The 15,091-nt window shown below is 71.7% G+C and carries 15 protein-coding genes; 8 read left to right on the forward strand and 7 right to left on the reverse strand.

All coding sequences use genetic code 11. The features are described 5' to 3' along the window. Positions 1–69 precede the first annotated feature (69 nt). From rfbA to ABD908_RS16565, 4 genes are all read left to right on the forward strand, one after another. A complete protein-coding gene (rfbA, locus tag ABD908_RS16550) occupies positions 70–945 on the forward strand; it encodes a glucose-1-phosphate thymidylyltransferase RfbA (protein WP_344997888.1) in 876 nt (291 codons plus the stop codon). Continuing rightward, positions 942–1,514 (forward strand): dTDP-4-dehydrorhamnose 3,5-epimerase family protein, encoded by a 573-nt coding sequence (locus ABD908_RS16555; RefSeq protein ID WP_344997890.1) that lies wholly within the window; start codon positions 942–944, stop codon positions 1,512–1,514. The genes rfbA and ABD908_RS16555 overlap by 4 nt, the downstream gene beginning before the upstream one ends. 110 nt (positions 1,515–1,624) lie before the next feature. After that, positions 1,625–2,620, forward strand: a complete 996-nt coding sequence (locus ABD908_RS16560) for an AurF N-oxygenase family protein (protein ID WP_385924597.1) — start codon at positions 1,625–1,627, stop codon at positions 2,618–2,620. Positions 2,621–2,696: 76 nt separating this feature from the next. After that, a complete protein-coding gene (locus ABD908_RS16565; RefSeq protein ID WP_344997894.1) occupies positions 2,697–3,434 on the forward strand; it encodes a TetR/AcrR family transcriptional regulator in 738 nt (245 codons plus the stop codon). A 5-nt stretch (positions 3,435–3,439) separates the two neighbouring features. Here ABD908_RS16565 and ABD908_RS16570 read toward each other — a convergent pair whose 3' ends face one another. Genes ABD908_RS16570 through ABD908_RS16585 form a run of 4 tightly spaced genes read right to left on the reverse strand, consistent with a single transcriptional unit; the run spans position 3,440 to position 7,476 of the window. Beyond that, positions 3,440–3,853, reverse strand: coding sequence for a 4'-phosphopantetheinyl transferase superfamily protein (locus tag ABD908_RS16570; RefSeq protein ID WP_344997896.1), 414 nt, complete (start codon positions 3,851–3,853; stop codon positions 3,440–3,442). After that, the gene (locus ABD908_RS16575; RefSeq protein WP_344997898.1) at positions 3,850–6,249 is read right to left on the reverse strand and encodes a glycoside hydrolase family 2 protein; all 2,400 of its coding nucleotides are present in this window, start codon (positions 6,247–6,249) and stop codon (positions 3,850–3,852) included. The genes ABD908_RS16570 and ABD908_RS16575 overlap by 4 nt, the downstream gene beginning before the upstream one ends. 2 nt (positions 6,250–6,251) lie before the next feature. Then, the gene (locus ABD908_RS16580) at positions 6,252–7,229 is read right to left on the reverse strand and encodes a DUF1839 family protein (RefSeq protein ID WP_344997900.1); all 978 of its coding nucleotides are present in this window, start codon (positions 7,227–7,229) and stop codon (positions 6,252–6,254) included. Between the two features lies 1 nt (position 7,230). Beyond that, on the reverse strand, positions 7,231–7,476 hold the full coding sequence (locus tag ABD908_RS16585) for an acyl carrier protein (protein ID WP_344997902.1): 246 nt from the start codon (positions 7,474–7,476) through the stop codon (positions 7,231–7,233). Positions 7,477–7,687: 211 nt separating this feature from the next. On the opposite strand from ABD908_RS16585, the gene ABD908_RS16590 reads away from it, so the two are divergent. The 3 genes from ABD908_RS16590 to ABD908_RS16600 are packed head-to-tail and all read left to right on the forward strand — an operon-like array spanning position 7,688 to position 11,721. Beyond that, positions 7,688–8,842 carry an acyl-CoA dehydrogenase family protein gene (locus ABD908_RS16590; RefSeq protein WP_344997904.1) on the forward strand — a complete coding sequence of 385 codons (1,155 nt, stop codon included), beginning with the start codon at positions 7,688–7,690 and terminating at the stop codon, positions 8,840–8,842. Further along, the gene (locus ABD908_RS16595; protein WP_344997906.1) at positions 8,839–9,798 is read left to right on the forward strand and encodes an amino acid--[acyl-carrier-protein] ligase; all 960 of its coding nucleotides are present in this window, start codon (positions 8,839–8,841) and stop codon (positions 9,796–9,798) included. Before ABD908_RS16590 ends, ABD908_RS16595 begins: the two co-directional genes overlap by 4 nt. 27 nt (positions 9,799–9,825) lie before the next feature. Continuing rightward, a complete protein-coding gene (locus ABD908_RS16600) occupies positions 9,826–11,721 on the forward strand; it encodes an alpha/beta hydrolase (RefSeq protein WP_344997908.1) in 1,896 nt (631 codons plus the stop codon). A 22-nt stretch (positions 11,722–11,743) separates the two neighbouring features. On the opposite strand, the gene ABD908_RS16605 is transcribed toward ABD908_RS16600, so the two are convergent. Genes ABD908_RS16605 through ABD908_RS16615 form a run of 3 tightly spaced genes read right to left on the reverse strand, consistent with a single transcriptional unit; the run spans position 11,744 to position 14,637 of the window. Then, entirely contained in the window at positions 11,744–12,577 is an 834-nt protein-coding gene (locus ABD908_RS16605; protein ID WP_344997910.1) for an SCO family protein, read from the reverse strand. Positions 12,578–12,619: 42 nt separating this feature from the next. Further along, complete coding sequence (locus ABD908_RS16610) at positions 12,620–13,228, reverse strand: DUF5134 domain-containing protein (protein WP_344997912.1); 609 nt, start codon at positions 13,226–13,228, stop codon at positions 12,620–12,622. Next, positions 13,225–14,637 carry a PepSY-associated TM helix domain-containing protein gene (locus ABD908_RS16615; protein ID WP_344997914.1) on the reverse strand — a complete coding sequence of 471 codons (1,413 nt, stop codon included), beginning with the start codon at positions 14,635–14,637 and terminating at the stop codon, positions 13,225–13,227. Before ABD908_RS16615 ends, ABD908_RS16610 begins: the two co-directional genes overlap by 4 nt. A gap of 155 nt (positions 14,638–14,792) precedes the next feature. On the opposite strand from ABD908_RS16615, the gene ABD908_RS16620 reads away from it, so the two are divergent. Further along, positions 14,793–15,091: zf-HC2 domain-containing protein (locus ABD908_RS16620; protein ID WP_344997916.1), on the forward strand; the 299-nt coding region annotated here is incomplete at its 3' end.

Raw genomic sequence — 15,091 nt, forward strand, 5'->3', positions numbered from 1 at the left:
AATTCCGTGGTTGGCCACATCACTCGATCCGCAGTGGCGATTCGCCACAGTGAATGACAGACTCCTCCCGTGCGCGGAATCATCCTGGCCGGTGGCACCGGCTCCCGGCTGCACCCGATCACGCTCGGGGTCAGTAAGCAGCTGGCACCGGTCTACGACAAGCCGATGATCTACTACCCGTTGTCGACCCTGATCCTGGCCGGGATCACGGACATCCTGATCATCACGACCCCGCACGACCAGGAGGCCTTCAGCCGTCTGCTCGGCGACGGGTCGCAGTTCGGCGTGTCCCTCACCTACGCCGTGCAGCCGAGCCCCGACGGGCTGGCGCAGGCCTTCGTGATCGGCCGCGACCACATCGGCACCGACTCCGTGGCGCTCGTGCTGGGCGACAACATCTTCTACGGCCCCGGCCTGGGCACGCAGCTGAGCCGATTCGACGGCATCGACGGCGGCGCGGTGTTCGCGTACTGGGTGTCCGACCCCGAGCGCTACGGCGTGGTGGAGTTCGACGACTCCGGGCGGGCGACGTCGCTGGTGGAGAAGCCCATCGAGCCGACCTCCAACTACGCCGTCCCTGGCCTGTACTTCTACGACAACGACGTCGTCGACATCGCGGCGCACCTGGCGCCGTCACCGCGCGGCGAACTCGAGATCACCGACGTCAACCGCGCGTACCTCGAGCAGGGGCGACTGCAGGTCGAGGTACTGCCGCGCGGCACGGCGTGGCTCGACACCGGCACCGTCGACTCGCTGCTCGACGCGGGAACCTACGTGCGCACTATCGAGCAGCGGCAGGGACTGCGGATCGGGGTGCCGGAGGAGGTGGCCTGGCGACGCGGCCTCCTCACCGACGCGCAGTTGAAGGACCGCGCCGCGCCGCTGGTGAAGTCGGGGTACGGCACCTATCTACTGGGACTGCTCGAGCGGGAGGGTGGGCGATGACGCTATCGGCACGGGAGCTGAGCATCCCCGGCGCGTGGGAGTTCACGCCACAGCAGTTCGGCGACGACCGGGGCAGGTTCCTCGAGTGGTTCAAGGCATCGGAGTTCGAGGCGGCCGTCGGTACGCCGCTGAGCCTGCTGCAGGCCAACTGCTCGGTGTCCGCCGCGGGGGTGCTCCGCGGGATCCACTACACCGACGACCCCCCCGGGCAGGCGAAATACGTCACGTGCGTGCGCGGCGCGTTCCTGGACGTGATCGTGGACCTGCGGCCCTCGTCCCCGACGTTCAGGCGATGGGACAGCGTGCTGCTCGACGATGTCGACCGGCGCGCCGTGTACCTGTCCGCGGGTCTCGGGCACGCGATCCTGTCGCTCGAGGACGACTCGACGGTCATGTACCTGTGCTCGCTCGAGTACACCCCCGAGTTGGACCACGACCTGGACGCCTTCGACCCCACCCTCGGGATCGATTGGCCCACCACCGGCCGGGACGGCTCCGCGCTGACCTACGTGCGCTCCGGGAAGGACGCGGCGGCACCGTCGTTCGCATCGATCTTCCCGCGGCCGTAGCGGTCATGATCGACAGCGCAAGATTTTCTCTCAAATCTATTTACCGGGACCGTCGGTACGGGTAAATTCGCGGGTGTCACGTCAACGCTGATGAGGAGACCCCCGTGTCGATCGACTCGAACCCACGCGCAGCCGGCGGCTTCGACGAGGTCTACCTACAGACCCTCGACGACCTGTCCGACGGCTCGGTACACCGCCACTTCGACCCGTATCTGGACGTCGCCTGGGACGCCCCGGAGCTGGCGCTCGACCCGAACGATCCGCGGTGGGTGCTGCCGCCGGCACTGGATCCGCTCGGCGCCACGCAGTGGTATCGCGACCTCCCCCTGGACCGGCAGATCGAGATCGGTCGGTGGCGGATCGCGAACACGATCAAGGTGGGTGCGGCCTTCGAGAGCATCCTCATCCGCGGAATGATGCAGTACATCATGAAGCTGCCGAACAAATCGGCCGAGTTCCGCTACTGCCTCCACGAGATGACGGAGGAGTGCAACCACATCCAGATGTTCCAGGAACTGGTCAACCGGATCGACGCCGATGTGCCGGGCATGCGGCCCGGGTTCCGTCGCCTGTCCCCGCTGATCGGGGTCGCGGGCGGATACGCGCACATGATCCTCTTCATCGGCATCCTCGGCGGCGAGGAGCCCATCGACCACTTCCAGAAGGCCGTTATGCGGGAGGGCGCGTCGCTCCCGCCGCTCGTGCTCCGCACCATGCAGATCCACATCGCCGAGGAGGCTCGGCACATCTCGTTCGCGCACGAGTTCCTGCACGCCCACATGGCGCGGATGTCTCGGCGTCAGCAGCGGATCTGCGCCATCGCCTTCCCGATCGCGATGCGCTGGTTGGTCGGTGAGATATTCGGGCCGTCGAAGGACTTCATCGAGCGGTTCGACGTCCCCGACGAGGTGATCCGCGAAGCCTTCTGGCGGAGCCCGATGTCGCGTGCACTGCTCTCCGATTACTTCGCCGAGATGCGCACACTGGCGAAGGATCTCGGCCTGATGACGCCGGTCGCCAAGCGCCTGTGGAAGCGGCTGCACATCGACGGCGGCTATGCGCGCTACCGCGGCGAGCCGACCCGGGACGCCCGCGCCGCCCTCTGAGCCGGCCGGCGGCACGGTTCGAGCAGAACCCGACCAGCGGGCCGGCGTGCTGCGCGGGCGAGTAGCCTGCGCAGGTATGACGAGGGCCGCCGACACACCGACGAGTGGATACGCGGAGCGCTGGAAGTCGCACAACGTCGAGCGCCGTGCGGCGATCCTGGCGGCCGCGGCCGATCTGGTCGAGCAGTCACCACCCGGAGCAGATGTCCCGGTCCAGCGGGTCGCCGATCAGGCCGGCGTCGCGAAGTCCGTCGTATACCGCCAGTTCAAGGGCAAGGACGACCTGGAGCGCACCCTGCGGCAGTTCGTCCTCGACCAGTTCGCCGACGAGCTCGAGACGGACCTCGACATCTCGCACGGCTCACTGCGGTCGATCCTCGCCCGGACGATCGACTCGGCCGCGACCTGGATGTCGGAGCATCCCCGCCTGGTCGAGCTGCTCCGCGCCGGCCCCGCCGCCGCGAGCCCCGATGCCCCCGACGCGATCGGCGAGCTGAAACGGCGCATCGTGCAGCGGTCCGACGACACGATCGCCGCGTTGGCCGTCGCGACCGGCGCCGATCGCAGTGCCTTCGAGGCGATCCCGTTCGTGGTCGTCAACATGGTCGAGGCGACCCTGACCAGCTGGATCCGCGGCGAGTCGGCGGCCACCGTCCGCAGCCGCGACGAGATGGTGGCGGCCCTGACCGACATCACCTGGTTCATCCTGGACGGCGCCGCCCACACTATCGGCGTCACCGTCGACCCCGACGAGGAGCTCGCCACCGTCGTCGCAGGCCTGACCGTGCCGCAGGACACGATCCAGACGGTCTGATCCGCTCAGTGCACGCCGTCGCGCGCACTCGGCAGGAAATCCGCGGACCGGGCGGCGACCACCACGGCCACCGCGTGACAGTCGGTGTGCGACAACGACACCGCCAGGTGCTCGTAGCCGAGCTCCCGGGCGCGGGTGGCGAAGTCGCCGTGCAGCACGAGGCGGGGCACGCCACCGTCGAGCACGGTCTCGACGGTGCGCGGCGGGGTCGGCAGATCGGTGATCGCGAGCGCCTTGAGCGCCGCCTCCTTCGCGGCGTACCGCGCGGCGAGCCGAGCGACCCCGTCGGCGCCCGAACTTTCGGCGCGCTCCCGTTCGGTGAACACCCGGGCGAGGTACTTCTCGCCGAAAGCCGCTATCGACGAACGGATCTCGTCGATGGCTACGATGTCGCAGCCGACCGCGACCGGCGGGGTCATCCGGCCACCGTGATCGGCGCGCGCTCCACGGCGTCGACCGACGTCACCGAGCCGCGCGGGGGGCGGTCGGCGCCGCCGTCGGGCGCCAGCGTCACGCGGTACGGCACACCCGCCGCGAGCGCGAAGCAGTCGTCGGACGGCCGCCACCCGTCGGCCTCGATGCACACGTAACGCAGCGGGATCCCGGCCGAGAGCTCCAGCTCCCAGCCCGAATCGGTCTGCACCGCAGTCGCGCTGAGATTCGACCGGCCGCGTACCGGGGCGAGCACCAGCGCGTCCCGAGCGAGCACGTCACCGTCGTCGCTCAGGAGCCGCACGTCCACCGCGCCGGCCACCCGCGGGCCGAACCGGTACGCATGTGCCAGATCAGTGAACCTACCGGTCAGCTGCTCGTCGTGGAAGCCGGCCGCGCCGTGTGCGACCACCTCGAGTTCCGTTGCGCCCGTGACGGTCCGGTTGCCCAGGTCGTCGGTCGCCACCAGCTCGAGTGTGCCGCGCAGCGGGAGCGACGCGTCGTTGTGCACGTCGATGCGCAGGCCCGCGAGGCCGTCGTCGACGACGGTGACGGCCACCGGCGCCCACACCCGACGCAGCACGGCCAGTGGCAGTTTCGGGTCGCCGTCGCTGTCCAGCAGTCCCCAGCCGGCGCCCGGAACGAGATCCTTGGCGGCCAGCACCAGGGCGCCGCCGCAGCGGGGATCCCGGCGCCAGAAGGCGAAGCACGTGCCCATGGCCTCGGCGACGGCGAGCCGGCCGAGCTGCAGGTAGCGCTCGGGGTCCGCGCGGCGGACGGCCGCGGGGTCGACCCCGAACACCTCGCGCACGTAGAAGTCGCGGACGTCCTCGAAATCCCATGCGGCGGTGCGGTCCCGGGGGACGCCGGCCTTCCACGCCGGGTGATGCCCGGCCTGCGCCGCGGACGCGAAGTGCCGGTCGAGCGCCGCGGGTCGCGGGGGCACGGCGAAGGCCAGCGACTCGGCGGCGAACCGCACGCCCGCGGTGCGCACGTCGGCGAGCGGCCGCAGGTATCCGCCGACCCCGAACCAGTGCGCCACCCCGACATCCGGCGCGATCGCCAGCCGGCCGCCGGGCGACGACGGGGTGGACGTCACGTAGGCCGGGCCGCCGTGCGCCGCGACCACCGCCGTCAGTTCGGTGCGCAGCAGCGGCATCTCGCGCCCGGCGGCGTCGACACCGAGCATCTCCGGCTGCTGCTCGGTCTCGCTGCCGCCGCTGACCACGGCGAACGCCGGATTACCCGACAGCCGACCCAGCAACTGGTCGAGCTCGCGGCACATCAGCGCACCCGTCTCGGCGGGCGGGTCGAACGTCGCCTGCATGACGTCCTGCCACACCAGCAGCCCCAGCTCGGCGCACAGCTCGTAGAACTCCGGCTGCTCGTACACCAGACCGCCGACCACCCGGACCATCGTGGCGCCCGCCGCGGCGAACGTCGCCAGGTGCGCCCGCAGGACCGACGCGTCCACGGTGAGCGCGACCGGGTCGGGCGGCACCCAGGTCACACCCCGCGCGAACACGTCGATCCCGTTGACCCGCAGCTGGAATCCGTCGCTGCATCGGTCCGCCGCCACCGTGCGGAAGCCGACGCGCCGCTCGGCTGCCACGACACCGTCGACCTCGACCCGCACCCGGTACAGCGGCTGCGCGCCGTAGCCGCGCGGCCACCACGGCCGCGGGTCGGGCACGACCGCCGTCGCGTCGATGCCGCCCGCCGCCGGAACCGTGACCGGATCCGCGACCTCGGTCCCGTCCGGCCCCACGACGGCGATCCGCACGTCCGCGCCGCCGACCACCGCGCCCCGCACCCGGATCCCGCCGGTCGCGGGGTCGGGGTCGATCCGCAGACCGTCGACCCGCGGACCGGCGTCGACGGTGACCGGCCGCCACACCCCGACGGGTGCGGGCAGGGCCCCGGCGCCGTACACGGGCGCGCGCCCGATGAGGGTGGTGCGCAGCCAGCGCAGCCCCTGGTCGGGCACGAGGGTGGACCGCCACCGACCGCGTGGGCGCCGGGTGCGCAACCACCGCCGTAGGGAGGGGAAGCGCAGGACCACCTCGTGCTCGCCGCCGTCGAGGTCGAGATGCACGGGCAGGAATGTGGATTCGACATCCGCGGCGAACTCGCCGTCGAGATACACGACGCCTGGGGCGGTGACGCCGTGCAGCGTCACCCGCGCCGCGCCGGTCGCGGTCACCCGGGCGCGCATCCACCAGTCGTACGCATCGACGTCGACTCCCGGGCCGACCACCGCGCCGACCGGCGACGGGGCGTCCACGGGGAGCGCATCGGCCCACCGCCCGGCCAGCTCGTCCGGTGCCGCGGCCTCGTCGGGCTCGGTCCGCAGCAGCCGCCACTCGCCCAGGCGCGCGGTCACCCTCAGCTCCGGGGCAGGGTGCGATCGAGCGCGTCGATCCCGGCCTGCCAGTCGGCCGCCATCCGCCCCAGCAGCGAGGTGACGTCCACCGCCCGCCCGCGCGCGGCGCGGGCCATCTTGAACTGCACAGCCTTGGCGTCCGCCGCCACCCGGCGCAGCGGCTCGGCCGCAGCCTCGGCACCCGCGAACCCGCGGCCCGCCAGGTAGTCGGCGAGGTCGGCCGCGACCTCGGCCGTCGCGCCGCACTGCCGCAGCGTGGCGAAGGCCCACAGGTGGAAGGTGTCCATCCCGGCCTCGCCGAGCCAGCCCGCGGCGTCCTGCACGCCCGATCCGAGCCGGGCGACGGGGTTGTCCGGCGGCCGCCGGTCGAGGTGGGCTCGGGCGGCGAGGGCGACCGCGACGGCGTCGACGGGGCCGGCGGGCCGCACCCGGCGCACCTGCTCGACGTACGGCAGCAGCACCCAGTCCGAGCGCGGCGGCAGCGTGAACACGCCGTCGAAGTCGTCGCCGGACAGCTCGAAGACGCCCGCGTTGTGCACGTAGGTCATCTCGCGCGCCGCACGGTCGACGCGCAGCGGGACGATGGTGGTCTTGGTGTGCCCGGTGCGGTAGTCGGTGCCCTCGGTGTCGGGCAACCACCAGCTGTCCACCTCCACGGTGTGCAGCACGCCGCGGCCGGGACCGCTCTCGACGGTGGCGAGCACCGGCCGCCACATGTTCTCCTCGGCGACGTCGAGCCCGTACAACTCGCGCAGGTCCTCCGGCGCGGGCTTGACGAAGGTCCACACGTCACCGTCGTAGCCCGCCGACAGCGCGCACACCAGCGACGGGACGGGATCCTCGCCCAGGACGTGCAACAGCTCGATCCACAGGTCGAGGTAGCAGTTGGTCTCCCGCCAGATGCGGTCCTCGCCGTGCGCGGGCGCGGGCCGGTGGCCGTCACTCGTCGCGACCGCAGTCAGGCCGAGCAGCCCGGCCATGTCAGGCGGACTCGTCGACCAGCCGGCCGACCACGTCCGACAGGGCGTCGATGGACGCGAACGTGGCCTTCTTGAGCGCCTCGTCGGGGAACTCGACGTCGAACTCGTCCTCGCACGCCAGCATGACGTTGACACTCGCGTGCGAGGTCAGGCCAGCCTCGAAGAGGTTACTGTCGTCGGACAGCGAAGCGACGTCCACCGCCAATTTCCCATGGGCGGCCAGGATCTCGCGGATCTTCTGTTCCATCTCTCGCTCTCGATCTACGGGTTATGTTTGACTCTAGATGATCAACCGAGGACACTTCCAATGGGCGATCAACGATCACCAAGTTAGTGTAAATTTCCGAACTGGCAATACGGGTCGCGAAACCACCCTAGGGTCGGGCGCGACCGACACGGGCCGCTTCGCGCGGTTCTAGGACGACGAATACGGGGGCCCGGTGGGGGTTTCGACTGAATTGACCGATACTACCTCCTCATCCGGTCTCGACTGCACCGAGGCGGTGGCTGCGGCGACGGCCGCCGCTGCCGAGGTCGACCGCGACGCGCGGTTCCCGCACGAGGCCGTCGAGGCTATGCGCGGCGCGGGCCTGCTGTCCGCCTCGCTGCCGACCGAGCTCGGCGGGCGGTCGAGCTCGATCACCGCACTCGCCGACGTCGCCCGGCGTCTGGGGGCCGCGTGCAGTTCCGCGGGAATGGTCTTCGCGATGCACCACACGCAGGCCCTGTCGCTGCGGTTCCACGCCGCGACGGGACCCATCGCAGACCTCACCCGACACATCGCCGAGACCGAGGCCCTGCTCGCGTCGTCGACCACGGAGATCACCACGGGCGGCGACACCGGCTCGTCGACGTGCGCCGTGGAGCCCGACGGCGACGGTGTGCGCCTCGAGAAGAACGCCCCTGTGATCTCGTACGGCGCCTACGCGGACTACATCTGCGCCACCGCGCGCCGCTCCCCGGACAGCCCGCCCACCGACCAGGTCCTGGTGGTGTGTCCCAGAGACGACACCGAACTCGAGCAGACCTCGCAGTGGAACACCCTCGGCTTCCGCGGTACGTGCAGCCCCGGCTTCCTACTGCGCGCCCGGACCATCCCGGACCACGTCGTACCCGTGGACTACGCCACCATCTCGTCGCACACGATGCTGCCGTCCTCGCACACCCTGTGGGGCTCGGTATGGCTCGGCATCGCCGACGCCGCCGTCGACAAGGCGCGCGCCCAGGTGCGTTCCGCCGCGCGGCGCACCCCCGGCCAGACCCCTCCGCAAGCCGCCAAGCTCGCCGACCTGCTGGTGATCCACCAGCGCTTCGAGTCGTCGGTGGCCACCGAGATCCGCCGGTACGAGCAGTTCCTCGCCAGCGGCGAGGCGGAGCCGACCATCGGTTTCGCGATCGCGATGAACAACCTCAAGCTGAACACCTCGCTCGCGGTGGTCGACGTGGTGACGGGGGCGCTCGCGCTAACCGGCATCAACGGCTATCGCGAGGACCACGCCGCATCCATGGGCCGCCTGTTGCGGGACGCCTACGGGCCGCAGGTGATGGTCTCCAACGACCGGATCCGCGCCAACAACGCCAAGTTGGTGCTCGCCTACCGAGGACGTGCATGACCACCGACACCCCCGCTGAGCTCTCCCCCACCGAGGCACTCGATGCCGCCCGGCGCGACTTCCGCACCCGCCTGATCGACGCCGGCCTGCTGATCCCGACGGGGCTCGACGGTCTGTACGGTCGCAGCGGCGAGTTCGAGGCCGTCATCGAGGGCATCGACCACGCCATCCGCGCGGCCGGGCGGGCAGCCCACGGCGAACGGCCGCGTGTCGTGCGGTTCCCGCCCGTGTTCCCGCGCGCAGACTTCGAGAAGACCGACTACATCGCGTCGTTCCCCAACCTCACCGGCGCCATCTCGACGTTCGACGGCGACAACAAGGCGCACCGCGCGCTGCTCGCGGACCGCGAGGCCGGGCTGCCGTGGGACGGCCACCTCGCGTCGGCCGGGACGATGCTCGTCTCCGCCGCCTGCCATCCCACGTACGCGACGCTGCCCAAGACCATCGGGCCCGACGGCGAGCTGCGCGACGTATACGGATACTGCTTCCGGCACGAGCCGTCGATCGATCCTGCCCGCATGCAGGCGTTCCGCATGCACGAGTACGTCTACGTCGGGGATCGGGCCGGCGCCGAGCAGCACCGCGATCAGTGGGTACCGCGCGGCCTGCAGGTGCTGTCGGACCTCGGGCTCGAGGCCGACGCGGTGCCCGCGAACGACCCGTTCTTCGGCCGCGCCGGCCGCATCCTGGCGGTGAACCAGCTCGAGGAGAACCTCAAGACCGAGCTGGTGGTCCGGCTGTACGGCGATCTGTCCGACGGCACCGCGGTGGTGTCGGCGAACTGCCATCGCGATCACTTCGGCGAGAACTTCGGCATCGCCAGCGCCGACGGCGACGTCGCCAACAGCGCGTGCGTCGGCTTCGGTATGGAGCGGATCGCCCTGGCGCTGCTGACGACCCACGGTCTCGCGACCTCCGCCTGGCCCGCGCCGGTGCGCGCGGCGATGGGGTTGTGACCGTGGGCTCGACCAGTAGGAGCTGAGATGACCGGGGGGTCTGAATCGACGGGGGCGGTCGTGACCACGGCCGGATACTTCGGCACCGGCGACGCGGCGCTGTTCGGTGCCGTGTCGTATCCCGCGTCGGGGCGGGTGCGCGCCGGGGTGCTGCTGTGCCCTTCGCTCGGCAAGGAGCAGGCCGAGACGACGCGCGGGCTCAAGCTGTTCGCCGAACGCCTGGCGGGGCGGGGATTCGCGGTGCTGCGGTTCGACTATGCGTGCACCGGTGAGTCGGCGGGCTCCCAGTACCGAGCCGACGCCGCCGACGCATGGATCTCCTCCGTCGGGGACGCCGCCGAGTACCTGCGCTCGCTCGGCGCGCCGCAGACGGTGGCGATCGGGCACCGCGCCGGCGCGCTGCTGCTCGCGCACGCCGACGCCGGCCCCCTGGACGCGATGGTGCTGTGGGACCCGGTCACCAGGGGGCGCCAGTACATCCGTGCGAAGACGGTGCTGTACAACATGGTCAGCGAGGCGGTGGAGGGCCCCGCCGTGGCCGCACCAGCCCGGTCGCCCGGCGCGGACGCAGCGGCCGTCGGCACCGACACCGTCACGAACTGCACCGGCGACGCGACGCCCGGCTTCGACCCGGCCGTCGAGTACGTGCACACGGCGGGGCAGTCACTGCACCCGAAGACCGCGGCCCGGTTCGGCGGGCTGACCCTGCCCACGGACGTCGGCGCGGCGCTACCGCCCGAGCGCGTGCTCGCGGTGGTCCGCGGCACCGACGCCGGGGGCCGGTTCGCGCGCGGCCAGGCCGAGCGTGGCGTGAGGCTGCTCGAGATCGGCGACCAGGAGGCCTTTCTCGAGCCGAGTCACCCGGCGTGGCTGAGCTTCCCCGTCGACGAGTTCGCCCGGATCGCCGACTGGCTCGACGCGACGGTCCCGGCCGAGACCGCGCCCGTCACCGTCGCCCTCCGCGATTCGGCGGCCGTCGGGCACACCGAGGACGGTCGGGCGATCGTCACGCGGCTGCGGACGGTCGGCGAGATGCTCACCTGGGAGACCGCGATCGAGGGCACCCACGACGACGCGCTCGACGTGTTCGTCGCGCACTCGCTCGGCCAGTACGTCCGGAGCGGCCCGTCCCGCCTGTTCTACGAGGCGGCGCTGGGCGTCGCCCTCCGGGGAGGACGCGGAGTCCGGTACGACCGTCCTACTGTGGGCGAGTCGGGCACGGCGGCCGAGGACGACGACTATCTTCCGCTGTACACCCGCGGCTACATCTCCGCGGGTACCACCGTGCTCGACGCGCTGGACCCGCCACCGGGTGCGGAGGTGGTGCAGTCCGGGATCTGCGTGGGTTCGTGGATGGCGGCACATGGCACGCTGCACGCACGCCGCGCCGGGATCGCCGCGGATTCCACCGCGGTCCTGGTCAACCCGCTCATGTGGCGACTCACGCCGGTGGGCCCGCTGACCCGCCTGGACCTCGCCTACGGCGACCTGGCCGGCACTCCCCGCGCCGAGCAGCCGTACACGTTTGCGACACGGGCACACGCCGCGGTGATGTGGCGGGTGGGTCGCCTCGCGCCGGTCCTGCGCCGGCTGGTGCCGCGGTCGCTCTGGCGGGGCGTCGGGACCCTACCGATGGTGCAGTTCCCCGACGCCGTGTTCGAGACCTTCGCCGCCGACGCGACGCGAGTGCGGCTCGTGTTCGCGCCCGGCGACTTCCGGCACTTCGTCGAGTCGACGGGGGGACCGGAGGCGATCCGGGCCTCGGCCGCTCCCGTCGCGATGACGGTGACCGGGACCGGCGATCACACGGCGTACCACATCGAGGTGCGGCGCGCTGTCGTCAACCAGGTCCTGGCGGCCCTGGGACTGGACGGGTCTCGGGCGGCGCGTGCCGCGCGGCGCGCGCCAGGCACCACAGCGTGACGGGGGCGGACGCCGCGCCGGGTCAGCTTCCCGCGGTCACCGTGTGTCCGGTCACCGTGGTCAGCACCGACGTCACGTCGGCGACCGTCCACGACTGCGCGGGCGGGTGGGCCAGATTCCCGCGCCCCTCGTCGCTGAGGAAGTCGTAGATCTTCTGGGGCGGCCTGTGCCCCATCGTGTCCGCCATGCCGTTCGACTCCCACCGGATGTGTCCGGTGGGGTCGATCACCAGGATCGCGTCGTCGTGGTCGATGTCGAAGGTGAGCGGCCGGCCGGTGAGCCAGTCCGTGGGCGCCGGGTCGTCCTCCTTGGTGCGGTCGAACTTCACGCCGAAGTCCTTCCAGAACGACTCGGTGTTCGCGGAGCCCGCGGTGAACAGGCTCCACGCCGGCTCCACGCCGTAGAGCTTCTGGTAGGCCAGGAGCCGCGCCGGCGTGTCCCGCTCCGCGTCGACGGTGCCCTCGAGCACGGCGACCTCGTCGTCCAACCCGGCGGCATGCACCGCCGCGGCGACGTCATGGATGTTGACGCTGGTCATCGGGCACACCTCCTGGCAGGTCGTGAGGAAGTCGGTGAGCACGATCGTCTTGCCCTTCAGCGAGCCGAGGGTGAACGTCCGCCCGTTCTGGTCGGTCAGCACGGTGGCGAGCGCGGCCGGCGTCACCGGGGTGTCCTGCGTCGGTGCCGCAGCGGAGTGTGACGACATGTCCATGCCGGGCATGTTCGCCGGCATGGAGTCACCCGCGGACGACGAGGCCGGGGTGGGCGACGCGCTGCTACAGCCCGCGACGGTGAGTGCCGCCGTCGCGGCGAGTACCAGCGCCGCAGCGGAGCGGCGCAGCCGGGTGTTCGACATGGGGTTCTCCTCGGATTGTGGAATCGGGTTCTGGATCACGGGTCAGCCGGTGTACGACAGGAACATGGCCGCGGTGGCGACCGCCATGACCGCCTGCATCGCGCCTGTGAGGCGATGGGCGCGGTCGTGGGCGTGTGCTTCGTGGTAGGCGTATGCGACCCAGGCCGCGGCGAAGCCGAGGTAGACGAGGCCGATCGCGAGGTCGAGGTAGCCGGCCCAGCCGGGCAGGTGCATGGTCGTGGACATCGGCATGGACATGGTCATCCCGCCGCCCATGTCCATCGATCCGCCGCCCGACATCGAGTGCACGCCCCCGACGATGCTCGGGTCCATCACCGCGTACATCCACACCATCGTCGCCATCATCAGCGCGTGGTAGCCGTTCTCGACGCGGTGCTCGCGCCGGGTGCCCAGGAGCGCGACGAAGACGGCCGCGGCCACGCCGAACACCGTCATCCCGACGGTGGCCGTCACCCCGGGCAGGTTCGGCCAGACCATTGTGAGCATGGCCAGCGACATCACGACGTGCAGCGCACCCGTGAACCGACCCGCCACGGACGCCGAGCGGCTGCCGGCGCGCGCCAGCCAGAACACGGCGGTGACCAGGAAGGCCACCGTCGCCGCCCACTTCAGGAACGGATCCGAGATCATGCGCAGCCGCCGGTCCCCACCGGGATCCCCGCCCTGCGCCGCCGGTATTCCCCGACCAGCGCGTCGCCCAGCACGAACAGCCCGAGCGTGGTGCCGAACAGCGGCGCGAACCAGCCGACGCCCACGAGTACAGCCACCGCGACCACCGCCTCGATCGGGCGCAGTCCCGCCAACGCGCCGCGCCTCGGACCGGGCGCGAACCCGCCCCGGGTGGGCCGCCTGCGCCACCACATCACGTACCCGCGGGCGATCACCGTGAGCAGGCACACCGCCAGCGCGGCCAGCGCGATCTGGTTCGGCAGGCCGAACAGGATCCCCATGTGGGTGTCGACCGCCCAGCGCGTCAGCTTCGCCGTGATCGGCCACGATGCGAACCGGACCACGTCCACGACGTGCCCGTCGGGCGCGATCGCCGCGGCGTCCTGCCGGGTCGGGAAGTCGCGCTTGTTCTCGGCGACCTGCCATGCCTGTCCCGGCTTCGCGGGCGGTGTCATCCACATCGGGCCCTTCAGACCCAGCTGCTCGGCGCCCGCGAGCACCGCGTCGGCGCCGGCGGTCGGATCCGGCGCAGAACTCCCGGGTGCCACCTCCGCCGACGGATCGCCCGGCAGCGCCGTCGATACCGACGGCGTGGTCCAGCTCAGCTGCGAGCGCAGCTCGCTCACGTGCTCCCCGGCGAATCGCGACCAGGTCAGGCCGGTGACCGACAGCGCCAGGAGGCCGAGGACGATCCATCCGCCCACGGCGCCGTGCCAGCTGCGCGTGCGGGCCCGCCCGGTGGCCGCCCGATCCGGGACGACCAGGCCGCGGGCGCCGCGGCGGCCGCGGGCGCCGCCGATCCACAGCGCCAAGCCGCCCAGCGCGATCACCCACAACCAGCTGGCCGCGATCTCGCTGTAGCAGCGACCGACCACACCGAGGTGCAGCGTGCGGTGCATCGTGTCGAACCAGGATCGGATCGGCAGCCACTGGCCGTAGGTGGTCAGGGTCCCCTGGACCTGCGCGGTGTACGGGTTCACGAACACCGTGCGCGTGTAGTCCTGCGGCACGCCCGGCGCGGCGAAGGCGATCTGGGTGGTCTCGCTCGCGACGGTCGGCGGCTTGACGCTGGTGATCGGGGCCTCCGGATACACCGTGCGCGCGGCCGCGATCTGCGCCGCCAGGCTGGTCCGGTGCGGAGCGGTCGCGTTCACCGTCACCTCGTGCTGGAACACGATCCCGTCCAGCTGCGGCGTGCACGTGTACAGCAGACCCGTCAGTGCCGCCACCAGGATGAACGGGCCGGCGAGCAGCCCGCCGTAGAAGTGCAACCGGAGCAGCAGCGGACGCCACCGCGCCCACGCACCCGACTCGGGCGGCTCCTGCGCCCCGAGCCGCTCCGGCGCCTCCACCACGACTTGATCGACCACCGTCGCTCCTCACCCGCGGGCCCGTCCGGCCCGTTCGGAGAGAGTTAGTCGCGCGAGCACCCCCGAAAGTTCCGTCGTGGCGCAGATCACATCCGCGACGGGTCGCAGCGGACCGGTCCTGGCGCCCGCGCCCGCGATGCGCCACCATGAGGGGCGTGGACTGCGAGATCGCCAGGGAGGCGTTGTCGGCACGCCTCGACGGCGAGGACGAGGGTGTCGCGCCCCGGCTCACCGACGACCACGTAGCCGGCTGCGCCGACTGCCAGGCCTGGCTCGGCGACGTCGAACGCACCGACGAGGTGCTGTTCGACGAGGGTGCGTCCCGCCCCGGCACCCAGACGCCCCTGTCCAAGGCCCCCGAGGTCCCTGCGCCGCGACCGGCGTCTCGGCGTGGCCTGTGGCCGGCCGCCCGGCGCACGAGCCCCGGCACGGGCGAGCTGACGGTGCCCGCCGG

This window comes from Tsukamurella soli, assembly GCF_039541155.1.
In the GTDB taxonomy this organism is placed as follows: domain Bacteria; phylum Actinomycetota; class Actinomycetes; order Mycobacteriales; family Mycobacteriaceae; genus Tsukamurella; species Tsukamurella soli.